Annotated in this window: 23 protein-coding genes; 11 read left to right on the top strand and 12 right to left on the bottom strand. The window is 61.1% G+C overall.

What is annotated here, in order from left to right:
* Window positions 1-76: 76 nt before the first annotated feature.
* Complete coding sequence (locus ACYSMN_RS13125) at window positions 77-793, bottom strand: hypothetical protein (RefSeq protein ID WP_488924345.1); 717 nt, start codon at window positions 791-793, stop codon at window positions 77-79.
* On the bottom strand, window positions 790-2,544 hold the full coding sequence (locus tag ACYSMN_RS13120; protein ID WP_488924344.1) for a S8 family serine peptidase: 1,755 nt from the start codon (window positions 2,542-2,544) through the stop codon (window positions 790-792). The genes ACYSMN_RS13125 and ACYSMN_RS13120 overlap by 4 nt, the downstream gene beginning before the upstream one ends.
* Window positions 2,545-2,870: 326 nt before the next feature.
* Here ACYSMN_RS13120 and ACYSMN_RS13115 point away from each other — a divergent pair, with 326 nt between their 5' ends.
* Window positions 2,871-3,677, top strand: coding sequence for an OmpA/MotB family protein (locus ACYSMN_RS13115; RefSeq protein WP_488924343.1), 807 nt, complete (start codon window positions 2,871-2,873; stop codon window positions 3,675-3,677).
* A 108-nt stretch (window positions 3,678-3,785) separates the two neighbouring features.
* On the opposite strand, the gene ACYSMN_RS13110 is transcribed toward ACYSMN_RS13115, so the two are convergent.
* The 3 genes from ACYSMN_RS13110 to ACYSMN_RS13100 form a co-directional block, all read right to left on the bottom strand.
* A complete protein-coding gene (locus ACYSMN_RS13110; RefSeq protein WP_488924342.1) occupies window positions 3,786-4,334 on the bottom strand; it encodes a 2'-5' RNA ligase family protein in 549 nt (182 codons plus the stop codon).
* 230 nt (window positions 4,335-4,564) lie between these two features.
* On the bottom strand, window positions 4,565-5,962 hold the full coding sequence (locus ACYSMN_RS13105; protein ID WP_488924341.1) for a M20/M25/M40 family metallo-hydrolase: 1,398 nt from the start codon (window positions 5,960-5,962) through the stop codon (window positions 4,565-4,567).
* 109 nt (window positions 5,963-6,071) lie between these two features.
* Window positions 6,072-6,614: a histidine phosphatase family protein gene (locus ACYSMN_RS13100; protein ID WP_488924340.1), complete on the bottom strand. Its 543-nt coding sequence runs from the start codon at window positions 6,612-6,614 to the stop codon at window positions 6,072-6,074.
* Between the two features lie 218 nt (window positions 6,615-6,832).
* Between ACYSMN_RS13100 and pdxR the strand changes: the two genes are divergently transcribed.
* Entirely contained in the window at window positions 6,833-8,329 is a 1,497-nt protein-coding gene (pdxR, locus tag ACYSMN_RS13095) for a MocR-like pyridoxine biosynthesis transcription factor PdxR (RefSeq protein WP_488924339.1), read from the top strand.
* A 138-nt stretch (window positions 8,330-8,467) separates the two neighbouring features.
* On the opposite strand, the gene ACYSMN_RS13090 is transcribed toward pdxR, so the two are convergent.
* The 5 genes from ACYSMN_RS13090 to ACYSMN_RS13070 all read right to left on the bottom strand — a co-directional run bounded on the left by ACYSMN_RS13090 (window position 8,468) and on the right by ACYSMN_RS13070 (window position 10,809).
* Window positions 8,468-8,860, bottom strand: coding sequence for a group III truncated hemoglobin (locus tag ACYSMN_RS13090; RefSeq protein WP_488924338.1), 393 nt, complete (start codon window positions 8,858-8,860; stop codon window positions 8,468-8,470).
* 140 nt (window positions 8,861-9,000) lie between these two features.
* Window positions 9,001-9,636: a MarR family winged helix-turn-helix transcriptional regulator gene (locus tag ACYSMN_RS13085; protein WP_488924337.1), complete on the bottom strand. Its 636-nt coding sequence runs from the start codon at window positions 9,634-9,636 to the stop codon at window positions 9,001-9,003.
* Window positions 9,626-9,907: a hypothetical protein gene (locus tag ACYSMN_RS13080; RefSeq protein ID WP_488924336.1), complete on the bottom strand. Its 282-nt coding sequence runs from the start codon at window positions 9,905-9,907 to the stop codon at window positions 9,626-9,628. Before ACYSMN_RS13080 ends, ACYSMN_RS13085 begins: the two co-directional genes overlap by 11 nt.
* A gap of 26 nt (window positions 9,908-9,933) precedes the next feature.
* Window positions 9,934-10,197, bottom strand: coding sequence for a DUF2024 family protein (locus tag ACYSMN_RS13075; protein ID WP_488924335.1), 264 nt, complete (start codon window positions 10,195-10,197; stop codon window positions 9,934-9,936).
* 30 nt (window positions 10,198-10,227) lie between these two features.
* Complete coding sequence (locus tag ACYSMN_RS13070; RefSeq protein ID WP_488924334.1) at window positions 10,228-10,809, bottom strand: protoglobin domain-containing protein; 582 nt, start codon at window positions 10,807-10,809, stop codon at window positions 10,228-10,230.
* Window positions 10,810-11,170: 361 nt separating this feature from the next.
* Here ACYSMN_RS13070 and ACYSMN_RS13065 point away from each other — a divergent pair, with 361 nt between their 5' ends.
* The 6 genes from ACYSMN_RS13065 (at window position 11,171) to ACYSMN_RS13040 (ending at window position 18,771) form a co-directional block, all read left to right on the top strand.
* Window positions 11,171-12,208 carry an ABC transporter ATP-binding protein gene (locus tag ACYSMN_RS13065; protein WP_488924333.1) on the top strand — a complete coding sequence of 346 codons (1,038 nt, stop codon included), beginning with the start codon at window positions 11,171-11,173 and terminating at the stop codon, window positions 12,206-12,208.
* A complete protein-coding gene (locus ACYSMN_RS13060) occupies window positions 12,205-13,785 on the top strand; it encodes an ABC transporter permease/substrate-binding protein (protein WP_488924332.1) in 1,581 nt (526 codons plus the stop codon). The genes ACYSMN_RS13065 and ACYSMN_RS13060 overlap by 4 nt, the downstream gene beginning before the upstream one ends.
* A gap of 469 nt (window positions 13,786-14,254) precedes the next feature.
* Window positions 14,255-16,243: an RICIN domain-containing protein gene (locus ACYSMN_RS13055; protein WP_488924331.1), complete on the top strand. Its 1,989-nt coding sequence runs from the start codon at window positions 14,255-14,257 to the stop codon at window positions 16,241-16,243.
* 126 nt (window positions 16,244-16,369) lie between these two features.
* Window positions 16,370-17,050 carry a response regulator transcription factor gene (locus ACYSMN_RS13050; RefSeq protein ID WP_488924330.1) on the top strand — a complete coding sequence of 227 codons (681 nt, stop codon included), beginning with the start codon at window positions 16,370-16,372 and terminating at the stop codon, window positions 17,048-17,050.
* A 66-nt stretch (window positions 17,051-17,116) separates the two neighbouring features.
* Window positions 17,117-18,475 (top strand): sensor histidine kinase, encoded by a 1,359-nt coding sequence (locus ACYSMN_RS13045; RefSeq protein WP_488924329.1) that lies wholly within the window; start codon window positions 17,117-17,119, stop codon window positions 18,473-18,475.
* A gap of 71 nt (window positions 18,476-18,546) precedes the next feature.
* Complete coding sequence (locus tag ACYSMN_RS13040; RefSeq protein WP_488924328.1) at window positions 18,547-18,771, top strand: hypothetical protein; 225 nt, start codon at window positions 18,547-18,549, stop codon at window positions 18,769-18,771.
* Between the two features lie 155 nt (window positions 18,772-18,926).
* On the opposite strand, the gene ACYSMN_RS13035 is transcribed toward ACYSMN_RS13040, so the two are convergent.
* Both ACYSMN_RS13035 and surE read right to left on the bottom strand, forming a co-directional pair.
* Window positions 18,927-19,364: a hypothetical protein gene (locus ACYSMN_RS13035; RefSeq protein ID WP_488924327.1), complete on the bottom strand. Its 438-nt coding sequence runs from the start codon at window positions 19,362-19,364 to the stop codon at window positions 18,927-18,929.
* Between the two features lie 340 nt (window positions 19,365-19,704).
* Complete coding sequence (surE, locus tag ACYSMN_RS13030) at window positions 19,705-20,574, bottom strand: 5'/3'-nucleotidase SurE (RefSeq protein WP_488924326.1); 870 nt, start codon at window positions 20,572-20,574, stop codon at window positions 19,705-19,707.
* Between the two features lie 149 nt (window positions 20,575-20,723).
* Here surE and ACYSMN_RS13025 point away from each other — a divergent pair, with 149 nt between their 5' ends.
* The 3 genes from ACYSMN_RS13025 to ACYSMN_RS13015 all read left to right on the top strand — a co-directional run bounded on the left by ACYSMN_RS13025 (window position 20,724) and on the right by ACYSMN_RS13015 (window position 24,171).
* Entirely contained in the window at window positions 20,724-21,455 is a 732-nt protein-coding gene (locus ACYSMN_RS13025; RefSeq protein ID WP_488924325.1) for a hypothetical protein, read from the top strand.
* Between the two features lie 119 nt (window positions 21,456-21,574).
* Window positions 21,575-22,015 (top strand): DoxX family protein, encoded by a 441-nt coding sequence (locus ACYSMN_RS13020; RefSeq protein ID WP_488924324.1) that lies wholly within the window; start codon window positions 21,575-21,577, stop codon window positions 22,013-22,015.
* Between the two features lie 404 nt (window positions 22,016-22,419).
* Complete coding sequence (locus ACYSMN_RS13015; protein ID WP_488924323.1) at window positions 22,420-24,171, top strand: M14 family zinc carboxypeptidase; 1,752 nt, start codon at window positions 22,420-22,422, stop codon at window positions 24,169-24,171.
* Window positions 24,172-24,273 lie beyond the last annotated feature (102 nt).

Here is a 24,273-nt window from a genome sequence, read left to right as displayed (position 1 = left end):
TGCCGCACTCTGCGGGCAAGATGCCGGGCTTCTTCTTGTACGTCTCAACATCGTTTCGAAGGCTGCCGCAAGCTTCTTACAGCCAGCTCAGCTCCACTCCTACGGTCCAGCGGGGCAACTCGGGATACAGCGCACTAGCGGCCGAGGTGAAGGTGTCGGAGAGGCGGTAGCGGGCTACGGCGGCGTAGCGGCTGGCACCTAGTCGCGCGCCGACACCGTAGGGCCAGCGGCGCAGATAGGTCAAATCTTTTTCCGCTACCTGAATTTTCCGCGGGCCGCTGCTGGGCCGGTCCTCATACCGATGCGCCGTACTCAGCGCCCACCCGCCCCAACCCGTGAGGTCGAGGTAGCGCCCAATGACGTTGCCGCGCTGCCCCACGTTGAGCCGCACAAACCCCTCCAGCTGCACCTGCGACATGGCCAACGACTCGCGGTGGTGCAGATCGGGCGTGGGCAGTATTTTGTCTGAAGTCTGGGCCAAATCATAAGACAGCCGCACGAAACGCAGGTCGAAGCCCACGCTGAGCGGCTCGCTCAGCCGGAACTTGTTGCGTATCCCGATCATATACTCGGCCGAGCTGCCGTAGCGGAGCTTGGCCCCGTCGCCAGCGGCCCGGCCTACCACGGGCAGGTAGCCGAAATACAAGTGGTTGTAGATTGCGCGGTTCGGCCCAAACTGCCCGTAGGTGGTATCCTGCGCCACGGTGGCCTGCAACAACACGCGCTGCGCCTCCCCCACAAATGGCCGCAACAGCCCTGCTAGCAACAGAAAAAAGTAAATCGGCAGCCTCATAAAACGGGGTAGCTGTGCGTGGTGCCTAGGTAAAACACGCGCACCACATCGCCCGGCCGGAGCGTACGGCGCGGAATGCGCAAAATGGCCCGCTGGCTCACCTCTACCACCTCGTAACGGCGCAACACCCCGTGGGCATCGGCTACGTGCCAGTAGAAGTAGCTGGCCGCCGGCAATGGCACAGACGCGGTTTCTGAGGAGGCGACGGGCGGCATAGATGCGGGTTCGCGTTGCGTGTCGGTGCGGGGTTCTTCGCGCCCTACCGCCGGTACGCGCTTGGCATTGGGCAGCGCGAGGCCCACCGAATCGGCGTAGAACGGGAGGACTTGCACCACCACCTGGGCCGCCTCCGGCCGGATGTTCACCGCTAGCAGGCTGTCTTCCACCACGAAATCTACCTTGGGTGTCTGGTTAGCCGCAGCATTGGGAACTGACTTTTGATGCAGGAAGAAATTGGCTTGCGGTAGTCCGTAGCCGTGGGCGTAGTCGTAGTACGGGTATAAGGAGCCCGATTGCTGCAACTCCTGAAAGAGCCGCATCACGGACAGGCTCCGCTGCTGCTGCCACACGCAGGCCGCAAATCCCGCCACTAAAGGACTGGAAAAAGAAGTGCCATCAACGTGCGCGTACCCGTTGGGAGCGGCCGAAAGTACCGTCCCGAAAGCCGCCAGGTTAGGTTTCAGGCGGCGGTCGGCGGTGGGGCCGTAGGCGCTGAACTCGATGTGCAGGCCGGTTTCGGGGTCGAGCCCGCCCACAGCCAGCACCGAGTCGGCGTCGGCGGGCGTCCCGATGGTGTGCCAGTCTTCGTTGTCGCCATCGTTGCCGGCGGCATTCACCACGAGTATTCCCTTGCGCACCGCTATACTCGCGGCCCTCGCCACGAGGCTGCGGCGGCCATCCATTTCTTCGGGGAAATAACGGCGGGCCGTGTAGCCAAGCGAAGAGTTGATGATGTCGGCGCCGTTGCGGTCGGCCCACTCGGCGGCGGCCAGCCAAGCCAGCTCCTCGGCGTAAATCTCGCGGTACATCCGCTCGGTGCGGGCCAGCAGGTATTCGGCGCCAGTAGCCAATCCCAACGGGGTGCCATCGGGCAGGCGGCCGGCCAGGCAGGACAGCACTTCCGTCCCGTGACTGCCGCCGTGAAACACATCGGGCGTGCGGCGGGCAAAGTCGTAGGTAGCCACCACCCGTTTCCGGGCAAACAGCTCTTTAAACGCCGGATGCTGGTTGGCGCCAGAAAAACCAACGTCGAACACGGCGATGCGCAAGCCTTTGCCATCCAGCCCTGCCCTTCTGAACTCATCGGCACCCAGGCTGCGCACCTGTCGGCGGGCCAGCAGCCGGTCACTCGGGTCGATGGGCTTGGGGCGGCTCGTGGGGGCGGCTTGCGTGGCGGCGGGCAGCAAATGGGCTTCCGGCAACAACGTGACGCGGCGTACGCCGGGCAAATGCGCCAGTGCCACGGCCTGCGCCGGGGTGGCGCGGCAGGCCACGGCATTAAACCAACGACTCACGAACAGCACCGAATCGGCGGTGGCGCGCACGGCGCGGAGGTAGTCGGGGCGTACGGGAAAATCGGTGCTGTCGGCGGGCGGCAGGTGCTGGCGGCGGCGGCGGGCCTGCGCGGCGGGCGAGAAATAGGTGTCGGCGGAAAAACTCACGCCCGCTTTATCGCGCAACGTTACCCAGTAGCCGGCCGGTGCGGGACTCGCTGCCCGGGCACTGTAATCGAGCCCGGAGAGCAGTATCAATAGCAGCCAAATGGAACGAATAGGATGTAGCAACGCCAATGTTGAGGTAAAGTAACCGGGCAAAAGACTGCCGATGAGCAAGCAGCCAAAGCTACGCCGCCGCGGCTCAATAGTTGGGCTGAGGACGCACGAAATATGGCATTGACCAAGATGAGGGGCCGTCGGCTGCTCTTAATTTTCAAAACTATATGTTTGCACCGGTTCGGCGCGAGCCATTGACTGAATTACGACCCGTTCTCTTATTGATTAGCGCAACCCGTTGGGCTTGCCTACGTTTCAACCTCAACTAAGAATTCTCCCACTTTTTTCTCTTAACTGCCTCAACAATGCATCTTCTCTCCCTTCGCACGGCCCTGTTGCCGGTGCTTGGTGCCGGCGCTCTGCTGCTCGGCGGTTGCAACGCCAAAGAAATAGCGGCCCTGCAACAGCAAAATGCCGCCCTTACCACCTCGCGCGACCAGCTACAGGCCCAGAAAACGGCTTTGGAGCAGGAAAAAGCGCAGAACGAAGAAGCCTTGCGCAGCAGCCTGCTCAGCAAAAACCAGCAGGTAAATCAGCTGAACACCAACCTCGGCAACACCCAGGAGCAGCTCAAAGACCGTGAAGCCCGCATTGCGGAAATGCAGCGCATCCTCGATCAGAAAGACGCGGCCGTGAAGGCGCTCCGCAAGAAAGTGGGCGACGCGCTGCTCGGCTTCAACGCCCAGGATTTGCAGGTGAACGTGAAGAACGGCAAGGTGTACGTGTCGCTGTCGGAGCAATTGCTGTTCAAGTCGGGTTCCACCAAAGTTGACCCCAAAGGCCAGGAAGCCTTGAAAAAGTTGGCGTCGGCGCTCAAAGGCAACCAAGACGTGAACGTGCTGGTGGAAGGCCACACGGATAATGTGCCCATCGTGCGCGGCACCGCCGGCATGCGCGACAACTGGGACCTAAGCGTGCTACGCGCCACCGAAATCACGCGCATCCTCACCGAAAGCGGCCTGCCCGCCGGTCAGGTAACGCCCTCCGGCCGCGCCCAATACGTGCCCATCGCCCAGAACGATACGCCCCAGAACAAGGCCTTGAACCGCCGCACCGAAATCATCCTGACCCCCAAGCTTGATGAGCTGTTCCAGATCCTGGAGGCCAACTAGGATCACGGATTAGCGCGGATTTTAGCGGATTCCACGGATTTTGTGGACGGTGCTTTTATGCTCCGCTCCGTTTCTGTTCAAAGCCGGCTGCTTTTTGGGCAGTCGGCTTTATTTTTTGGTGGGTGATAGAAGTGGAAATGTCCCTATGCTTACCCATTGGCGGCCATCGTGGCGGAACAGCTCGATGGTGGTGACTTCGAAGGTGGCCGCGTAGGAGCGGGCGGCAAAGTCGCGGCGCAGTTCTGGCACCTGGGCGGGCGGCAGGTCGCGGGTGGCGAGGGTCATGTGGGGCGTGAAGGGCCGCTGCTCCCGCGGCACAATGGGTAGGTGCTGCGCGCACCAGCTCACCAACGCCTCCTGAAACTGCCGAACGGCGGCATCCTCCCGCACCCGCACAAACAGCGTCCGGTCGCCAAACCACCGAAAACCATCGAGCCCGACACTGAATGGCGCTTGCGTAGCCGCAAACCGGCGCAGTACCGCGCTGGCTTCTTCGGCAAACTCGGTGGGCTGCTGGGTGGGCGGAATCAGGGTGATGTGCGGCGGCAGGCGCACCGCGTTGCGGCTGCCAGTCCGGCGGTGTACCTCCTGTTTCAACTGCCACACCTGCTCCCGCACCGGCTCCGGCGGCAGCAACGCCACGAGGTAGAGGTTCATGTTAGGAGTTAGGAGTTAGGAGTTGCTACGCCTCTTGCCATCGGCTAGGTTGCGCCAGTTCCTCAATTCATGTTGACTTATGGAAACGTCCCGGTCTGCCCGCTTTTCGCGGGCTGACCGGTCGAAGGGCGTACCCCTAGAACGACTAGACGAAGCAACGTCAGCCAACGGCGACCGGTCAGCCCGCGAAAAGCGGGCAGACCGGAGCTACCGACCCATTCCTCATTCAATCACAGCCCGTATTTGCTCATGAGGTATATCAGCGCGGCCATGCTGGCGCCGCCTAGTTCCAGCTCGCGGCGGTTCACTTTGTCGAAGGTATCGGCGGCGGTGTGGTGCAGGTCGAAGTAGCGCTGGGAGTCGCAGTCGTAGCCGATGAGGGCTTTGGCGCGGTCTTTTAGCGGGCCAATATCGGTGCCAGCGTGGCCGGGATTGAACTCTGCGCTGCCGTAGGGGCGCAGCAGCGGCTGCCACTGCTGCACCTTGCGCACCGTGGCAGCATCGGACTCAATGTTGAAACCGCGGGGCGTAAACCCTCCCCCATCCGATTCCATAGCGGCCAAGTGCTTTTCGTTGGCGGCTTTGGCTAGTTCGGCGTATTTGTCGCCGCCGCGCACGCCGTTTTCCTCGTTCATGAAGAGCACAGCCCGCACGGTGCGTTCCGGTTTGAGGCCACTGGCTTTGAGCAGCCGCAGCACTTCCATGCTTTGCACGCAGCCCGTGCCATCGTCGTGGGCGCCCTGGGCCAGGTCCCAGGAATCGAGGTGGCCGCCCACCGTGATGATTTCGTCGGGGTACTTCGAGCCTTTTATTTCCCCCACCACATTGTAGCTTTTCACGTCGGGCAGGGTTTGGCAGCTCATTTCCAGCTCGAAGTTCAGGTCGGGGTCGGCTTTGAGGAGCTGGCTGAGTTGGTCGGCACCGTTGGTGCTGAGGGCGGCGGCCGGCACTTTGGTCACGTTGTCCTCGTAGCGCATGGAGCCGGTGTGCGGATAGTCGTCGTGGGCCAGGGAGAGGCTGCGTACCAACGCGCCAATAGCCCCGCGTTTGGCGGCCGCCGCCGCCCCGCTGCGGCGTTGGTCGCCCGCTTCGCCGTAGGCCTGGCCGGTTTCGATGTAGGTGGGGTTCATGGGCCGGTTGAAGAACACAAACTTGCCCTTCACCTTCTCAGCCGGCAAAGCCGCCAATTCGGTCAGGCTTTGCACCTCCACCACTTGGGCTTTGAGCTTGCCATTAGTGCCTATTGAGCCGCCTAGCGCGCACACGTTGAAGTCGAGACCCTTGCCTTTGGAACCCGTGGCGCGGGCTTTTTCTTTGGTGCCGCGCACCCAATGAGGCACCATTATCTCCTGCAGATACACACGGTCGAGGCCCATTTTTTCCATAGCTACTTTGCCCCACTGCACGGCCTGTTCGGCCTGGGGCGAACCGCTGAGGCGGGCCCCGATGCGGGTGCATAGCTCGCGTAGATTTTCGTAGCTCTGACCGCGCAGCAGGGCCTCGTCGTAGAGCTTGCGGATATTGAGCGAATCCGTTTTGTCGGTTTTGGGGGCAGATTGGGCGGTGGCGGAGCCGGTAGCGGCCAGCAACAGGCCGGCCAGCGTCAGGCAGTGGAAAGGAAGGCGCATAGGTGGGAGAAGAGAAATAAAAAAGCCGTTCAGCGCCCAAACCAGGACGCCGAACGGCTAAAGTAGCCGAAAATTCGCGGCAGGTTGCAGCCCAAAGCACAAGGCGCCACTAGTAGCTTTGCGTTTCGGCAGTCACGGCCTGCGTAGTGTCGAGCGGCATCGATACCTTGAACAGGTAGCCGTATTCATTGTCTTTGATGGTCTCTATTGGGCGGCGAGCTCCTAACGCCTCCACTGTTTCAAGCACGGTATTGGAATGCCCCACTACCACCACTACCCGGTCGCGGTACTCGCGCCGAATCAGGGAAGCCAGAGCTGGCAGCTGTTTGGCATCGTAGACTTGAGGCGTTAGCTTGAGTTGCTCGGCCAGCGGCGCTACGGTGGCGCGGGTACGGGTGGTGTTGGTGGTAAAAATAGCGCTGGGCCGGGCTTGTTTGAAAATCTTCTTCTGCAACGCCACGGCGCGCTGCTGACCTACCGGTGTCAGAGGCGGATCGGCCAGACCGGGCGTCAGGTCCTTTTCAGCGTGGCGCATCACGTACACGATGGTCGTGTGACGGTCGCGTTGCGGGGCAATCAGGCCGCAGTTGCTGCTGAGCAGGAGCAGGAGCAGCGGCAGGAGCCAGAGGGGCGGTTGGCGAAATAGCTTCATGGCTGAAGGATGAGATGATGGCCGCCAGGTTGCATAGCTGGCGCGGGCTGGTCAGAAGCAGACACTACGCTAAGCGAAGTTCATTGACAAAGAAGGCGCGGAGGCTCGTCACAAACCTAATTCCCGGAACTCCGCAGCACGGGACCTTCAGGCTCAACAGAACGCAGTACCTTGGCCCCGACCAATCAGTCGTACTTCACTCTTCAACTGGGCCAGCCATGTTGCGCACCTGGGACACCCATTACCAACCAGATTTCAGTTCTTCAACCGCCATATACCTGCAAATCGCGGAGTTGCTGACCGAGGATATTCGGCGGGGTCGGCTGCAACCGGGCGCGGCGCTGCCTGGCTCGCGGGAACTAGCCCGGCAACTGGGAGTGAACCGCAAAACAGTGGTGCTGGCCTATGAGGAGCTGACGGCGCAGGGGTGGCTGGAGTCGCAGCACACCCGGGGCACGTTTGTATCGGCTAAGCTACCCGTGAGTACACCCGCTGCCTTTGCCCCAAGCAGCGCCGGAACCGACGAAACGGTCCGCCTCGGTTTCACTTGGCACGACCCCACCGAGCCGGAACAATTGCCACAACCGGCGCTGGCCGGGGCCATTGTCTTCAACGACGGAACGCCCGACGCCCGACTGGCGCCGCTGGCCGGGCTGGCTACGGCCTACCGCCGGGTGCTCCAGGCGCGGGGCCGCCGCAACCAGCTCGGCTACGAGAGCCCGCTCGGCAGCCTCCCCTTACGCGAGGCGTTGTCCCGCATGCTCAACCACGACCGGGGCCTGCACACTACTCCCGCCAGCATCTGCCTGACCCGGGGCACCCAAATGGCGCTCTACCTAACGGCCCGCCTATTGCTACGGTCCGGCGACGTAGTGGCGGTGGAAAATCCCGGTTATCCGCCCGCCTGGCAGACCTTTCGTTTGTTTGGGGCCGAGCTGGCGCCCATTGCCGTGGACGCGGAAGGACTCCGGGTAGATGAGCTGGAAGCGTTGTGCGCCCGCCAACCGGTGCGGGCGCTTTACCTCACGCCGCACCATCAATATCCCACCACCGTAACGCTGAAAGCCGCCCGCCGCCTGCAGCTGCTGGCTGTGGCCGCCCGGTACGACGTGGCCCTCATCGAGGACGATTACGACCATGATTTTCACTACCACTACCAGCCGATGCTCCCTTTGGCCAGCGCCGACACGCAGGGCCTGGTTATTTACATCAGCTCCCTCTCGAAGCTGCTAGCTCCGGCCCTCCGGGTAGGCTACGTCACCGGGCCACCCGCTTTCGTAGCGGCTCTTGGCCGCCTGCGCCGCCTCATCGACCACCAGGGTGACACCGTGCTGGAACAGGCCTTGGCGGAGCTGATTGAGGAGGGCGAGCTGAAACGCCATACCCGCCGCGCCCACGCCGAGTACCGACTGCGCCGCGATGCGCTGGCCGACAGCCTACTACGGCACCTAGGTGGGCTGGTGGAATTTGTGGTGCCCGAAGGCGGCATGACCATCTGGGCAAATTTCCCGGAGTCAGTGGATTTGGCGCAGGTGGCGCAGTATCTGGCGGCGCGCAAGGTGGTTGTCACGCCGGGACATCACTTTTTTTTAGGTCATGCAACGAGCAATGCTTTACGCCTGGGGTTTGCCTCACTCACGCCAGTGGAGATTGAGCAGGGCGTGGAGCAGCTCAGCCGGGCAATACGTGCGGTAGGGGCCTCCCTCACGACCTAGCTCTTATCTTGTCTTATCTCGAATACCTTGTGCAAGCTGGCCTTGCCAAGTGTGAACTTCCCTACCGTACCGGCCGCTCTGCTTCTCGTTCGATATTCAATAGCAAGGCAGTAGAGATGAGGCCGGAGCATGTTAGGCTTACAGAATGGCTGTTCCGCCGTTGGTGCGGGCCAGGGCTATTTTGGCCTGAAACATCTCCCCCATTTTCAAGGCGCGCAGCTTGATTTCCGTGGCTCTTTCGCCGGCGAATAGTTCGTCCACGGTCTGCCCAAACAGCATGAGCCAACGCGTGAAATGCTCTTTTGCTATGGGCAGGGGCAAATGCTTGGTGCCGGGGTTGCCGCGGTAACCAGCGGCTTGGCCGAGCAGTGCGGCCGTCCAGAAGCGCGTCATCGTGTCGAGGTGTTCGGGCCAGTGGCCGGCCGAGATGCGCGTGGCAAAGACAGGGCCGAGCAGCTCATCGACCCGGACCCGCTCATAAAACGCGTGCACCAGGCACCGGAGGTCGTCGGGGGTGTGAATGTCGCTCATAAGTTGTGGCATCTTAGAACTGAGATAGGAGAAGTGAGAGATAATGCTGCCCCCAAGGTTGTAGCCTGCAACATCTTGATTCTTTACTCACAGCCAACGACTTATCCTGATGGCGGTGACGTAGCGCGGGTCATGGGCTTTTACTGGGGTTGCGCGGGCTGGTGTTCGGGGCAGTCAATCCGTAAATGGGCCCCTTCCAGCGGGATTTTCAGTAGGTGGCAGAAGTGGTTGCCGGGCGCTTCCTGGCCGTAGAAGCGGCAGGAGAAACACATCCGCTGCACCGGAATAACGCCCGCCTGCTGCAATTGCCCGATGACGGTAAGCACGCTCAGGTACAGGGCCTGCTTCTGCCGGGCGGGTAGGCGCGCCACGGGAGAAGTGAGCTGCTGAGCGAAGCGGCTGGTGCGCTCGGCCAACTGCTCCCCCGCCGGGGTGAGGTGCAAGGAATGGCTGCGCAGGTCCGCAGGGTCCGTGAGCCGGCTCAGGAGTTGCTTCTGTTCCAGCGCCTTCACAGCTTCGCTTATTGTGGCCCGGCTCACCAGATACTCGCGGGCCAGGTAGCTGACGGTACGCTGGCCCGGAGCATGAAAACGCAGAAATACCACCAGCTGCAACTGCAACGGGCTCAGCCCCACCTGGGTGGCCTCTTGCCAGAGCAGGGTCCGAAACACGCTGCTCAGCCGCTCCAGCGAAGCCACGATTTTCAGGTCCAGGTCCGGCGGCTGGTTTTGCTGAGCGGGGTCGAAGGGGCTGGCGGCAGTGGAATCAGCAGTCACAGGTGAAGTCCAGGAAGTGGCGAAAAGGCGGCGCAAAGGTACCATTCACGTTCACGACGCGGTCGAGCCGAATTTGCTCGCCCGTGCCGATGATGAGGTATTCCTCTAAGCCGTCCGCGCTTCGCTCACTGGTCAGGTCCTTGAGCAGCGTCGTGACCGTCGTGGACTCCCACAGGTCGGTGAAGTATTGCAGGTGCGAGTACGTACGCTGGGTGATGGTGGCCTCCAGCAAGTCGTGAAACGCACAGTCGATGGGCTGATACGGAAACATAAGGCAAGCAAAAGAAACAGAGGTGCCTACCGGCACCCCTGCATTTCGATGATGTAATATCCCTGCCCGGCAATGGCCGCCGCTATTTCGGGGGTGGGCTGCTCCACGTGGCAAAAGGCACATTCCTGAGCAGCAAGCGGCTGACCTTCTTGCCCTTTGCTCTTCAAATATTCCCGGCCGAAGCCGTAGATGGTTTCTTTGTTGGTCAGCGTGTCGGGCACCAAAATATCAAAATGCATGACCGACTTGTCCTTTTTGCGGACGTAGGTATCGTAAACGGCGACTCCCATGATGGTTGAGAAGCTTAACTGGTTGAAAAATCAAAACTGTCCCTCTTTCACGTAAGGGTAGCTCCAAAGCGTGGCCGTGAGGGTAACGGCCTTGAACCAGGCGGCATGCATGGCTTCCACTTCGGCCTCCGACTGCGCCCCTTGTTGCAGGAAAGGCTTGATGGTGGCCGTGAGGGGCACGATAAACGCCGTGAGGTAGCGCAGGTGAATAAGCGGCTCGGCCGCGGCTCCGTCGGTCATGTTCTTCTTGGCCGCAGTGTGCCGCAGGCCGATTTCGTGCTGATAATCGAGCCATTGCTGGTCGTAGGGCCGGTTGCACAGGTCCAGAATCCACTGTCCAAACCGGGCTCGGACGCGACTCAGGTAGTTGCCGTCGGGCTGCTGATTAGCCGAGAAGTAGCGGAGCAGGTGCGGGTGCGCCCCCACGAAACCATACCACACATCAAGAATGGCGTCGGTTTGCGAAGCCAGCACCTGGCCAGCCCGGAGCAGAGCTTTTTCGTCGTCGGCAGTGAAGAGCACCGTTTGCTTGAGCAATTCCAGCTCGGCAACGGAAACTGGAGATGGGCCTACGTGGCCATAGGTGTAGCCGGGAATCAATTGAGGTTCCATGTGACTTGAAGCGGGTTAAAGGTTGGGGTGAGGAGACGATGCCTAGCCAGCGCCAGATTGGCTGGCTGACGAGTCAAAAGTAGTTTGGATTCCTAATCATATTACACGATTCGACTACTGGCCCAGACCATAAATAAATTGTGGCCCATCTGGCTGGTTCTTCCACGGCAAGCTGGCGCCTGCTCCTCGCCACAGAAGCGGAGCCGGCTACTGCCTTTGTATTCTTAGCAAAGCATTTGATGCACCATAGCACAAGCCCATAACGACTTCTGGAGGCTCTAGTGGGCAGTTTGCGCTATAAGCAGGGCCCTTTGAATTGGCACAACTGAGCAGGTCTGCCCAAGACCTGTTAGGTTGCGGCATGTTGCCTCTCGCCATTCGCGCCCATCACCTTAGCAAGCAGTACGGCAGCCAGGCCGTGGTACAGGATATTTCGTTTGACCTGGCCCCCGGCGAAACGCTGGTGTTGCTCGGGCCCAGCGGTTGCGGCAAAACCACGCTGCTGCGCATGCTCAACCGCCTCGTGGAGCCCGACACGGGCACGGTGGAAGTGTTTGGGCAAGACGTGCGCCAGCAGCCCCCCGAGCAGTTGCGGCGCGGCATCGGCTACGTGATTCAGCAAGTGGGTTTGCTGCCGCACTACACCGTGGCCGAAAACGTGGGCGTGGTGCCGCGCCTGCTTGGCCAGGAGCCGGCCGTCATAGCCACGCGCACCACCGAGCTGCTCACGCGCCTGCACCTGCCGCCGGCCCGCTACGCCAGCCAGTACCCGCACCAGCTTTCCGGCGGGCAGCAGCAGCGCGTAGGCCTAGCCCGCGCGCTGGCCGCCGACCCGCCCATCGTGCTCATGGATGAGCCGTTCGGCGCCCTCGACCCTATCACGCGGGCCAGCATCCGGCGCGAGTTCCGGGAGCTGGACGAGTTGCGCCGCAAAACCGTGGTGCTCGTCACCCACGACGTGCAGGAAGCCTTCGAGCTGGCCGACCGAATCATGCTGCTCGACGCGGGCCGGGTGCAGCAGCTAGGTACCCCACGCGAGCTGCTTTTCCAACCCGCCAACGACTTCGTGCGCCGTTTCTTCGAGGCCGAGCAACTGGCCCTTCAGCTCCGCACCTTGCGTCTCTCAGACCTACTAGCAGATTTAGCCGACAATAGCTCAACCCAACGGATAACCAATTCACATTCAGAGGGTAAGCGCCTGGAATCTACAGCAACCATACAAGAAGCTATTGAGGCCTTAAATGCGGCTGCGCCGAGCGCCACGCCTGCGGGGCCGCAATCCGCAGAGCGGGTGCTTTGGGTGTCAGACGCTACAGCAGAAACAGCTATGGTTCCTTTTACGCTTTCGTCTCTGATGGCTGCTTTCGGCAGAGTCATCCAACGCCTGCAACAGCCATGAACAAGGTGAACGTCTTCTCCGAACTACTGGCTTTCTGGCAGATGCAGGCCGGCAAGCTAGGCGAGCAAACGCTGCAACATATCGGCCTGACGGCGGCCTCGCTCCTGCTGGGCGTGCTGGTGGGCGTGCCGCTCGGGTTGTGGCTCACGCGCCGGCCGCGGCTGGCGCCCTGGGTGCTGGGCACGGCCGGCGTGTTTCAAACCATTCCGAGTATCGCGCTGCTGGGCTTCCTGATTCCGCTGCTCGGTATTGGGGCCGGGCCGGCTATTCTGGCGCTGTTCCTGTACGCGCTGCTGCCCATCATCCGGAACACGGTGGCGGGCGTGCAAGGCGTGAGTCCGGCCGTAGTAGATGCCGCCCGCGGCCTAGGCCTCACCGACGGGCAAGTACTACGGCGGGTAGAACTGCCGCTGGCCTTGCCAGTGCTATTTGCGGGCATTCGGACGGCGGCGGTTATCAATGTGGGCGTGGCTACGCTGGCGGCTTACGTGGCGGCGGGCGGCCTAGGCGAGTTCATCTTTGGCGGTATTGCCCTCAATAATCCGGCGATGATATTGGCCGGGGCCATTCCGGCGGCGGTGCTGGCGCTGGTTTTTGATGCCGCCCTGGCGGGCGTGCAGCGCCTGTCGGCGCGGCGGCTGGCGGGGGTGGGCCGAGCCCTACTGGTGCTGCTGCCGCTGCTGGCCGGACTCTACCTGCTGCCTCGCGCCACGGGTAAGTTGCTGGCCGGCTTCAGCCCCGAGTTCGTGGGCCGCGCCGATGGGCTGCCGGGCCTGAGCAAAGCGTACGGTTTGCGCCGCCTGCCCAGCGTGGTGCTGGCGCCGGCCCTGGTGTACGAGGCCGCCCGCCACGCCGACGTCGACGTGATTGACGGCTACTCCACCGATGGGCGCATCAAGGCTTACGACCTGCGCGTACTGCGCGACGACCGGCGCGTGTTTCCGCCCTACTACGCCGCGCCGGTGGTGCGGCCGCAAGTGCTGGCGGCCCACCCGGAATTGCGCGTGGTGCTTGGCAAGTTGGCCGGCCAAATCAACGATTCGGTGATGACGGAATTGAATTACCGGGTTGATTACTTGCACGAAGACCCGCGCGCCGTGGCCCTCTCCTTCCTGCGCCGCCGTGGCCTGTGGCGGGCACCGCGGCCCGTGGCGCCGGGCGCTGCTACCATTACACTCGGCTCCAAGATTTTTTCGGAGCAATACATTCTGGCCGAGATGTACGCCGCCCTCATTCGCGGCTACACTGACCTGGGCGTAGCCACTAAAACCGGCCTGGGCGGCACCACCATCTGCTTTGAGGCGCTCCGGAGCGGCGCCATCGATATGTACCCCGAGTACACGGGTACCGGCTTGCTGGTACTGTTGCAGCCCGCTCCCGCCGTAGTGGATTCCTTGGCTGGTGAGCCGACGGCGGTGTACAGCTACGTACAGCAGCAGTTCAAACGCCGCTTCGGCTTGGAATGGCTTGGCCCGCTGGGGTTCAACAACACCTACGCCTTACTGATGCGGCAGCAACAAGCTGAAGAATTGCACATCGAAGCTATTTCCGAACTCACCGAGTATCTCCGCAAATAACTTTTACAGCTCAACAGGAGTGATTAGCAACCTATTATACCAAATATAATATCTTATTAAGAAGATGTATAATTCTGATATGATTAGATAAAACCGTCATGCTAACTTGACATCAGTTCCAAAATTAAGAGTTAGCTTCCCATATCAGGAACCGGAAAAACTCAGCCTTTCCGAGGTGACCCGGCCGTATTCTTCAGCTTGAATAGCCACAATTGTTCAAGTGTCGTGCTCCATTGAACAACCTAACCAGCTATGAAACTCACGCTCTTTACCACTGTGACCTGGGACGAGCCTGCTGGCTGACCATTAAGCCCCTCTCTTCTTTCTTCTAGTATTTCTCTTTGCGCGGCACCGGTTTCAACCCTTGCCTGTGACATTGCTGTGTGCTTAAGCCAACCAGCCTAGCGAGTAGTAGCTAGCCCATCGTGCTCTTTTTTCCAACAACCTACCAACCCACAACCCAACCACTATGAAACTTACTTTTCGCTCGGTCTCAGCCTTGTTGAGCCTAACCAGCTTGCTGTTAGCCAGCTGCCAAAAAGAGGTGGATGACAGTCTCACTCCAGACTCCCAAACAGTAGGCGCCCGCGCTACGGGAACCCGGAGCGCCTATTCCCTGGCCAGTGACCCGCAGCCGTACGTTTACGTAGATGCCACTAACGGCAACGATAATAACGCAGGCACTTCTTCTAGTGGGCCACTGCAAACTATTAACCAAGCTCTAAGCAAGCTTAATGGCAACGGCGGCACCATCTACTGCACGGGTACATTTCGGCCCAGCGGCAACATTGTGGTGCACACCGGCATCGACGGTACAGCCAGCAACTGGCTGCTCATCCGAGACTGGCCTGGCCAGAGCCGCCCGGTACTTGATGGTGGAAGCGCCTCCGATAGCGGGGCCAAAACCATTTACTTTGGCTCGGCTGAATACGTGGTGTTCCAAAACTTTGAAGTGACCAATGCCCGCGATGGCATTACGAGCTGCGACGTGAAGCACGTGCGCTTTCTCGACAATACGGTGCATAACATCTACCGACAGGGTATTTCAGCTTGGGGGTGCACAAATCAGGCTGTCTACGACAGTGATGACGTGGTAATTGATGGCAATAAAGTGTACAATGCTGTGCTCAACAACAGCGCTCGTGACCCCAGTCGCGGCGGTTGGGAAAGTGCCATCATTATGTCGAAAGGCAAAAATGGAGTGCTATCTAACAACATAACGTACAACAACTATGGCGAAGGAGTAATTTCGGCCAACTCGGACAACGTGCACGTGCACCACAACACATCTTACGATAACTACAGCAACTATCTGTACCTAGATAACTCCAGTAACTGCCTGTTTGAGCAGAACCTGGCGTACAACACGGGCAATACCAACTTCTACTACCGGGCCCCGAGCATCGAGTTGCCGCTGGCGGCCCTTAGTATTTCTGACGAGTCGCGCTACATTCTGGGTGCTCACCTAAGCAACAACGTGGTGCGCAACAACATACTAGCCAACGGCGGGGTGCCCATTTCGTTCAGCATAGGCTATGGCGGATCACTTGCCTCCAACATCAAGATTGCCAACAACACCATTTACCAGTCGTTTGCGGGTAAAGGCCTGATTGAGTTCGACGGGGGCAGTTACTCTAACATTGAGGTGCGCAACAATATCTTCCGCCAGGCTGCCGGGGGCCGCTACGTGTACGCCAGCGGCAGCCTGAGCGGCGTTACGTTCGGCAACAACAACTGGTCGGGCGGCGACGCCAGCACCATCGGCGGCGGCGCTTCCTCTAGCGACGTCAACGCCGACCCGCTGCTCGCCAATCCAGGCTCCAGCTCAGTTAGTGCCGACAATTTCAAGATTGCCACCACCTCGCCCGTTATCGACAAGGGCTACAACTATGGCTCCACTGTTCCGAATGACCTGTTCGGTACGGCCCGGCCCGCGGGTGGCGGCTTCGATATTGGGGCGCACGAGCAAGCAGCCGGTACGCCGCCTACTGGCGGCGGCGGTGGCGGTGGTAGCACCACCGATTTTGCGGGCTACTATCAGCTGGAAGCTCGGCACTCGGGCAAGGTGATGGACGTGAAATATGGTTATACCGAAGATGAAACACCCGTGTGGCAATGGTACAAAAACGGCTCCGCGGCGCAGCAATGGAAGCTTGAAAAGCTCGACGACGGGTCCTACCGGCTCATCAACAAGAACAGCGGTAAGGTCTTGGACGTGAGTAATTCCAGCTCGGCCGACGGTGCTAAGGTGCAGCAATACACCTGGAACGGTAGCAACGCTCAGCGGTGGCTGATTGAGAGCGTCGGCGACGGCTACTACAAACTCACCTGCAAAGCCAGCGGCAAGGTGCTCGATGTTGCCAATGTCTCTTATGAAGACCAAGCTGTAATTCATCAATGGACCTACGTAGGCGGCCAAAACCAGCAGTGGAAGCTGAATTTCGTTGGTGCCCAATAGCGCACGGTTAGTCATCTGATCCGTACTTCAAAGGCCACCCCGCTGGGGTGGCCTTTTTTGCGCCCTTCATTCGGTCTTCATGGTGGAGTTGCGTATGTTACCGCGTCATCAAGCGCTACGCTACCCATGCACATCCTCCTTATTGAAGACGAGAAGAGCCTGCACCAGGAAGTGCGGCAGTTTCTGCTTCAATCCCAATACCTCGTCGATTCGGCCTTCACCTACGCCGAAGCTTCGGAAAAGCTGTTCGTCAACAGCTACGATTTCGTGCTCCTGGACCTGGGCTTGCCCGGCGGCGACGGCCTAGGCCTGCTCCGGGAAGCCCGCCAAAACGATGCGCAGGAAGCGTCCTTCATCATCCTTACGGCCCGCGGCAGCCTCGACGACCGAATCATGGGCCTCGATTTGGGCGCCGACGACTATCTACCCAAGCCATTTTCGCTGCTGGAGCTGCAAAGCCGGATGCAGGCCATCACGCGCCGCAAGTTTGGGTTGAAGCGCCAGGAAATTCTGTTCGGCCAGGGTTTTCAGATGGACGTGACCAGCCGCGTGTTGCGCCAGGGCCAGCAGGAAGTGCCGCTCACCAAAAAGGAATTTGACCTGCTCCACTACCTCGTGCTGCACAAAAACCGCGTGCTCACGCGCTTGCAGCTCGGTGAGCACCTCTGGGGCAACGTGCTCGAAGATGATTCCGACTCCAACTACATCGACGTGCACATCAAGAACATCCGCAAAAAGCTCAGCCAGTTTGCTCCCGCCGATTTCCTCGAAACCGTGCGCGGCATTGGCTACCGCGTGACCGAATAAACCCGCCTACCCTCGCGAGCAGCCCAGAGCCCCGCCCGACTCCCGCTCCTCGCGCTGCCCCAACCGATGCGTCTTGAAGCCAAGCTAGCCTTATTCAATGCCCTCTCGAAGCTGCTGCTGGTCCTGCTAGGGGCCCTGGTGATTCCGCCGGTGGTGAGCCGCGTGGCCATCTCGCACACCGACCAGCGCCTGCACGAGAAAAAGCGGGAGGTACTAGACCTCGTGGCCCGCGACGGCCTGACGGCCTTTGTGCGGCAGGAACAAAACGAGGCCTACGCCGACTACAACATTCTCAAGCAGGAATACATCAGCCTCACGCCCGAGCAGGGCCCGGCTCCCAGGCACGCCACGGAGCAGGTTTTCAATGAGCAGCGGCAGGTAGACAATGAGGTAGAAGACTTTCGGATTCTGAGCTATCGGTTTGCGGAGCAGGGCCGCCCCTACCGGCTGGAAATCGGCTCCTCACTGGCTACGGTGGAGCTGCTGGAAGGCACGCTGCGGCGGCTGGCGCTGTGGGTGATCGTGATTGGGGCCCTGCTCACCATCGTGACGGATGCGGCCTTCGCGCGGTTTCTGCTGCGCCCCTTGAGCGAGCTAATCACGCGCAAGCTGCGCAACGTGCGCCACCCCTCGGCCTTCCCGTTCACTCCCATTCCTACCACCACCACCGACTTTCGCCGCCTCGATGACAGCCTCAACGAGATGATGCGCCAAATTCAGTCGGCCTTCGAAAAGGAGCGGGAGTTTATGAGCAACGTGTCGCACGAGCTGCTGACGCCGGTGAGTATTCTGCAATCGAGGTTCGAAAACATGCTGCAAGACCCCGAACTGAGCCACGCGCACTCGCTCAAAATCGTGGATTCGCAGAAAACGCTCTACCGGCTGCGCAACACCGTCCGCACGCTGCTGCTCATTGCCAACATCGAAAACGAGCAGTACCTGCGCGACGAGTCGGTGTCGTTGGCAGCGGTGCTGGCCGAGGTGCTCAACGAGTTGGAGGATCGGCTGGCCCAGCGCGAGTTGCAGCTCCACACCCACCTGGTCCCCGACTACGTGCTGCCCCGCGCCAACCACACGCTGCTGTTTACGCTGCTCTTTAATCTGCTCAGTAACGCTGTTAAGTACAATCGCTGGGGCGGCAGTATACATGTAACGGGCCAGCCGCGGCCCGGTGGCGGCTACCGCCTCACCGTGGCCGACACCGGGCCCGGCATCGCGCCCGAAAATATCCCCCACCTCTTCGACCGGTTCCGGCGTTTCCACCAGGGTGCGGCTGCACCGGAAGGCTATGGCCTGGGGTTGCCCATTGCCCTCACCATCGCGACTTTCCACGAAGCCACGCTCACGGCTACGTCTGAGCTGGGCCAGGGCAGCACGTTCGCGCTGGAATTCGGGGCCGCGGGTGCTCCAAAACTATCCGCGTAAGCAAAGTGGAGGCTCATACAGTCTTCATGGTTTGCAATGCAGATTGGGAGCGTATTCCCGCTCTACGCCCCATGAAGCCTTCTTTTTTTTCTCTAACCAAGTTTAAAACGACGCTGCTAGCGCTGCTGCTGTTGCTGCTGGCCTTGGCGGCTCTGCTGTACCTGCCGGTGCTGCTGCAACCGGCGCGGCTGCCACCCGTGGCCCACGCGGCACCGCCCATTTTCCGCCACGCGCCCAGCCCAGTAGTGCGGCACGTCCGCGCCGGCCCGCACCTTGCTCACCCACCGCACCCGTAGCTCAATTAAGGCAAGCAGCAGACTCGTTTTCAAAGCTAATCCGCTGCTTGCGTTACGATCAGTGAAAGCCCGCTTGATTTCTGTCAGGCGGGCTTTTTTATGGGTGTTGATTTGGAAGGACTGACTATTCGCGTTGGGTTTAATGCGCAGTAAAGCTATTTTTCCGGGAAACCCGCGGCTTCCAGCAGCTTAGCTGTTTCGGCAACCTCCGCAGTTAAGGCTTGCTGGCGCAGTTGCATTAGGGCCTGAGCAGTGCTGCCGCTTCGGGCCAGCTCCGCGCGGGCCTCGGCCGCGAAATCGGCTATCCACGACGGTGGCTGAGCGCCGGCTGGGGTGAGAGTGGCCGTGAGGGTGGGCAGGGCCGCCAGCCGCCGCCGGGCCCAAGCCGCCCGCTCGGTTAGCCGGGTTAGCTCAAGAGCGAGCTGGTCGGCGCGCTGCTGGCAGGTGCGCTGGTGCTCACGCAGGGCAGCCGCGTCAATGGCCTCGGGCGCCGGGTCGGCGGGGGTGGTTTGGAGAGCCAGCGTGAGAGCGGCTTGTGGTAGTGCGGCCCCGAGCGGCAGCCCCCGCACGCCCCGCTCTACTTGTGATATCATCGTTCGGCTCAGACCAAAACAGCGCCCTAGTTCTAGTTGGCTCAGATTGAACCACGCCCGAATCCGAGGCAGAAGTTGGGCTGAAAGTGGGGCAGTGGGGTTAGCACGCATACAATTATCTCATGCTCTCTTATACCGAGGTAAGCTTGAAATAAGAGAGCATATCTATCGCACTTTTACGATCCATCTCTAGCTCTCTATTTCTGGTCTATACCTGATTACGAGAGCAAGCCTGAACACGGACACGAATAAGCACAAAAAAAGCCTCGCTTTGAGCGAGGCTTTCAAATTGACAATATGGAAGGTGTTCAGGACGCTTCAAACGCAACGCGGCTTGGCTCTACCCCAATCCTTCAGCCGACTCGCCGGGTTCCGGGGTGGCGCTGCCCAGGTATGGAGCCGGCTCGGCGTAAACCGGGGGGCTGGTATTGAGCTGCCAGGTGGTATTCATTTCGCGCATGGCGTGCAGGGCCGTGAGGTCGAACTGGCAAGGCACGACGGAAATGAAGTTGTTGGCCAACGCCCACTCGTCGGTGTCAGTGCCTTGGTCGAGGTTCACGAATTCGCCAATCAGCCAGTAGTACGGGCGGTTGTAAGGGTCGTGGCGCAGGTCGAATTCCTCCTGCCACTTGGCGCGGGCCTGGCGGCAGAGCCGAATGCCGGCAATGGGCTGCTCCGATTTTTTGGGAATGTTCACGTTCAGAGCCGTGCCCGCCGGAATGCCGTGCTCTAGCGCCTGCCGGGCAATGTGCTCCACCCAGGCTTCAGTATGCTCGAAATTGGCGTCGTGGCCGTACTCGCAGAGCGAGAAGCCAATGGCCGGCAGCCCTTCAATAGCCGCCTCAATGGCCGCCGACATAGTGCCCGAATACAGCACGTTCACCGATGCGTTGGAGCCGTGGTTGATGCCCGACACCACCAGATCAGGCTGCCGCTCTTTGAGCACGTGGTGCTTGGCCAGCTTCACGCAGTCGGCGGGGGTGCCGCTGCACTCGTAGGCTTCCAGGCCCTCGAAAATAGTGCTGGCGTCGAGGCGCAACGGGTGGCCGATGGTGATGGCGTGGCCCATGCCCGACTGCGGCGAGTTGGGCGCCACCACCACCACTTCGCCAATGCGGCGCATGACGCGCACGAGCGTGGCAATGCCGGGCGCGGTGATACCGTCGTCGTTGGAAATCAAAATCAGAGGCTTGCGGGCTGGAGCAGTCACGGGCAATGGTGTTGGTGGTTGAAATGCGGGAATCGGGGCAAAGGTACGCAGCCCGCTGGCAGAGGTTGACGGGCTTCTGGCTCCGCAGTGGCCTTTACCGCCTAGTAATTGCGCCAACGTGGTGGCGCCTGAGTGCGTACTGCTTGTTTATGTTTGCATTACCTCGTTTTTCGTGGCCCGCCGGGTGCCTGCTCGCCGCCGCGCTGCTGGCTGCTTGCTCCTCTCCCGACTCTGCTGGTAGCGCGGCATCTTCCCCCGGCGCCGCAACCGGCCCCTTCACGCCCGCCAGCGGCCCCACCGCCGACCCGGCCGCTGCCAGCCCCGGCGCCGATCCTACCGCCGCCACTGCCTCCGAGCCGGATGGTAACGCCACCGCCCCCATTGCTACTCCCGCCGACTCTCTCAACCACCTGATTAGCCCTGGCCGGGTGGGGGCGCTCCGGCTTAATATGCGCGAGTCGGAGCTGCTGAAAGCCGTGCCGTACGAGCGGCTGCGGGCCACTACCCGCACCCTCGAAGGCATCCGCTACCCCGTGTATGAACTGCCAGACCACCGCGACCCGCAGGCACCGCCGTTGGTGCTGGAAATGGTGGGCGACTCGCTCGAAGGCTACCGCCTGTGGCGGGTGCGCATCACGGACCCCAAATACCGCACCGCGGCCGGCATTGGCGTCGGCTCACCCTTCGGGGCGGCCAGCCAGTTGTATGGCGTTTCCACCGTAGAGCGCACCGATGCGGGCCTGGTGGCCGTATCGGACCAGGTGGGTATGTCGTGGCTGCTGGATGAAAAGTCGATGCCGAAAACCAGCCGCAACCGTCGGCTCACGCCGGGCGACGTACCACCCGCCACGCGCATCACCGGGGTATTACTTTTCCGGTAGGCCGTTGGGCCCGGAAGTAGGAAACAAAGGAAAATCGTGTACTTTGGCAACGTCGGCCGGCTGGCTGGCCTGTGCTTTGTTCACTTTTTCCGCCCCTGGGGCCCACTCCCCTTTCCTGCATGACTCTGTTTGAAAACCGCTACCGCACCCACGACCTTGGCCTTTTGCTGCTGCGTATTGGCATGGGCGTTATGTTCACCATGCACGGCTACCCCAAGCTTTTCGGGGGGCCGGAAATGTGGGCGCAGGTGGGTGGGGTGATGAAGCTGGTAGGGCTAGATTTCGCGCCGGTGTTCTGGGGGTTTCTGGCCGCGGCGGCCGAGGCCATTGGGGGGCAGTTGCTGGCACTGGGCCTGTTTTTCCGGTTTACCTGCGTGCTGCTGCTGGGCACTATGGTTATGGCCACCGTCATGCATGCGAGCAGCGGCGACGGATTCAACGGCTATTCCCACGCTCTGGAAGCGGCTTTCGTGTTTCTGGGCTTGCTGTTTAGCGGCCCCGGCCGGTACAGCATCGACGAAATGCTGTTTCCCGCCCGCACCCGCCGCCGGCTGTACTAAGTGCCCTGTAGCGCGAAGCTCCAGCTTCGCGCATCGTTGAACGATATCGTTGCTAGTAGCTGGTGCTAGTCGTTCAACCTCAGCAACGAGGCGCGAAGCCGGAGCTATGGGCGCCTGCCCGTCTGCCCGCTTTTTCGGCGGGCTGACGGGTCGCGGACAGAACGACTTGACATGCGCTGATAATCAACTTCAGCCCTTAGTTGCGGAAAGGCCGTTCGGAAGTCAGCTTGCTTCGACCCATCAGCCCGCCGAAAAAGCGGGCAGATGGGTGGGAGTCAGCAATGGGCATTGGCCGGTGCTTGCCGCTTTGGTTTCCTGCGTGAGTTGCCGTTTTTCTGGCTGTTCCTGGACAGGAGGTGCGACGGGCGCGCGGGCATGACGTTTGGTTTTCCTTCCTTTGCCGCATGTTCTCCTTTTTACTTACCGCGCTGCTGCTCGCGGCGCCGCCCGCCAAAACCGACTGGCGCACACCGTTTGAGCGGGGCAACGGCAACACCACCGCCACCTACGCCGAGTGCATCCGCTACTACCAGCAGCTCGACGCGGCCTACCCCGAAATAACCATGCGCGAAGCCGGCCCCACCGACAGCGGGCAGCCCCTGCACGAGGTAGTGGTGAGCCTCGATGGCGATGCGGATCCAGCTTCGGTGCGCGGCAAAGGGCGGCGCGTGGTCTTCATTCAGAACGGCATTCACCCCGGCGAGCCGGAAGGCATTGATGCGGCCATGATGCTGGCCCGCGACTACGTGCAGCAGAAAAAGCTCCGGCAGCAGCTGCAATCCGTCACGCTGGTCATCATCCCGATTTATAACGTGGATGGGGCCCTGAACCGCAACTCCACCACCCGCGCCAACCAAAACGGACCGGAGAGCTACGGCTTCCGCGGCAACGCCCGCAACCTCGACCTGAACCGGGACTACATCAAGCAGGATTCGCGCAATGCCCGCTCTTTCGCGCAGCTGTTCCAGCGCTGGCAGCCCGACGTATTCGTGGATACGCACACCTCCGATGGCGCCGACTACCAGCACACCATGACGCTCATTGCCACGCAGAAAGACAAGCTGCACCCGGCCTTGAGCGAGTACCTGATGGGCCAGCTGCTGCCCGCGCTTTACGCCGGCATGGCCAAGCGCAAGACACCCATGACGCCCTACGTGGATTTTGAGGGCAAGACGCCGGACGCGCGCGGGCTGACGGGCTTCCTGGAAACGCCGCGCTACTCCACCGGCTACACCACGCTGTTCAATACCATCGGCTTCGTGACGGAAACGCACATGCTGAAGGCCTACGCACCGCGCGTGAAGGCACAATATGATTTCCTGGACTTGGTGGTGCAAGCCGTGGCGCAGCAGAAAGACGCGCTAGCCGGTGCCCGGACCAAGGCGCAACAGCTGCTGCAAACCCAGGCTTCGTTCCCGCTGGCCTGGAAGCTCGACACCACCGCCGCCGAAAAAATTGCGTTTCTGGGCTACGAAGGCCGCATGAAGCCCAGCGAAGTGAGCGGGCAGCCGCGGCTCTACTACGACCGGAAGGCGCCTTATACGCGGGTGTTGCCCTACTACAACACGTTCCGGCCCACGGCGCAGGTGCAGCGGCCCGTGGCCTACCTCATTCCGCAGGCCTGGGGCGAAGTGCTGGACCGCCTGCGCCTCTCCGGCGTGCAGCTCCGCCGCCTGCGCCGCGACACGACCCTCACGGCCGAGGTCTACTATGTGGAAAACTACAAAACTGGCCAGCGGCCCTACGAAGGCCACTATCTGCACAGTGCCGTGGAGTTGCGCACCACCCAGCAGCCCCTGGCTTTCAGACAAGGCGACTACGTAGCCCTGCTCGGCCAGCCCGCCGCCCGCTACCTCGTCGAAACCCTGGAGCCCCAAGCCACCGACTCGTTTTTTGCCTGGGGTTTCTTCGACAGTATTCTGCAGCAGAAGGAATATTTTTCCGACTACGTGTTCGAGGACGTGGCCGCCGCGTTGCTCCGCCAGGACCCGGCCCTGCGCCAGCGGCTGGAGAAGCTCACGCAACAGAACCCCGCCTTCGCCGCCAGCCCCGCCGCCCAGCTCGATTGGGTGTTCCGCCAGTCGCCGCACTACGAGAAAACCCATTTGCGCTACCCCGTGGCCCGCTGGTTCGGCGGCCAGCTGCCGGTGGAGTGATGATAGTAAGTCTTTTCCGCTACGTAGCCCTGGGCTTCAGCCCGGGGAAATCTGCACCAGCTGGCCCAAATGCCTCGGCTCAAATGCTCCGGGCCGAAGCCC

The organism is Hymenobacter sp. M1-2, assembly GCF_057808495.1.
This window is presented reverse-complemented; position numbering and strand designations above follow the sequence as displayed.

Coding starts and splice junctions, on each gene's coding strand:
- ACYSMN_RS13125 (WP_488924345.1), bottom strand. CDS start 793: ATGAGGCTGCCGATTTACTTTTTTCTGTTGCTAGCAGGGCTGTTGCGG.
- ACYSMN_RS13115 (WP_488924343.1), top strand. CDS start 2,871: ATGCATCTTCTCTCCCTTCGCACGGCCCTGTTGCCGGTGCTTGGTGCC.
- ACYSMN_RS13110 (WP_488924342.1), bottom strand. CDS start 4,334: ATGAACCTCTACCTCGTGGCGTTGCTGCCGCCGGAGCCGGTGCGGGAG.
- ACYSMN_RS13105 (WP_488924341.1), bottom strand. CDS start 5,962: ATGCGCCTTCCTTTCCACTGCCTGACGCTGGCCGGCCTGTTGCTGGCC.
- ACYSMN_RS13100 (WP_488924340.1), bottom strand. CDS start 6,614: ATGAAGCTATTTCGCCAACCGCCCCTCTGGCTCCTGCCGCTGCTCCTG.
- pdxR (WP_488924339.1), top strand. CDS start 6,833: ATGTTGCGCACCTGGGACACCCATTACCAACCAGATTTCAGTTCTTCA.
- ACYSMN_RS13090 (WP_488924338.1), bottom strand. CDS start 8,860: ATGAGCGACATTCACACCCCCGACGACCTCCGGTGCCTGGTGCACGCG.
- ACYSMN_RS13080 (WP_488924336.1), bottom strand. CDS start 9,907: ATGTTTCCGTATCAGCCCATCGACTGTGCGTTTCACGACTTGCTGGAG.
- ACYSMN_RS13075 (WP_488924335.1), bottom strand. CDS start 10,197: ATGGGAGTCGCCGTTTACGATACCTACGTCCGCAAAAAGGACAAGTCG.
- ACYSMN_RS13070 (WP_488924334.1), bottom strand. CDS start 10,809: ATGGAACCTCAATTGATTCCCGGCTACACCTATGGCCACGTAGGCCCA.
- ACYSMN_RS13065 (WP_488924333.1), top strand. CDS start 11,171: ATGTTGCCTCTCGCCATTCGCGCCCATCACCTTAGCAAGCAGTACGGC.
- ACYSMN_RS13060 (WP_488924332.1), top strand. CDS start 12,205: ATGAACAAGGTGAACGTCTTCTCCGAACTACTGGCTTTCTGGCAGATG.
- ACYSMN_RS13055 (WP_488924331.1), top strand. CDS start 14,255: ATGAAACTTACTTTTCGCTCGGTCTCAGCCTTGTTGAGCCTAACCAGC.
- ACYSMN_RS13050 (WP_488924330.1), top strand. CDS start 16,370: ATGCACATCCTCCTTATTGAAGACGAGAAGAGCCTGCACCAGGAAGTG.
- ACYSMN_RS13045 (WP_488924329.1), top strand. CDS start 17,117: ATGCGTCTTGAAGCCAAGCTAGCCTTATTCAATGCCCTCTCGAAGCTG.
- ACYSMN_RS13040 (WP_488924328.1), top strand. CDS start 18,547: ATGAAGCCTTCTTTTTTTTCTCTAACCAAGTTTAAAACGACGCTGCTA.
- ACYSMN_RS13035 (WP_488924327.1), bottom strand. CDS start 19,364: ATGATATCACAAGTAGAGCGGGGCGTGCGGGGGCTGCCGCTCGGGGCC.
- ACYSMN_RS13025 (WP_488924325.1), top strand. CDS start 20,724: ATGTTTGCATTACCTCGTTTTTCGTGGCCCGCCGGGTGCCTGCTCGCC.
- ACYSMN_RS13020 (WP_488924324.1), top strand. CDS start 21,575: ATGACTCTGTTTGAAAACCGCTACCGCACCCACGACCTTGGCCTTTTG.
- ACYSMN_RS13015 (WP_488924323.1), top strand. CDS start 22,420: ATGTTCTCCTTTTTACTTACCGCGCTGCTGCTCGCGGCGCCGCCCGCC.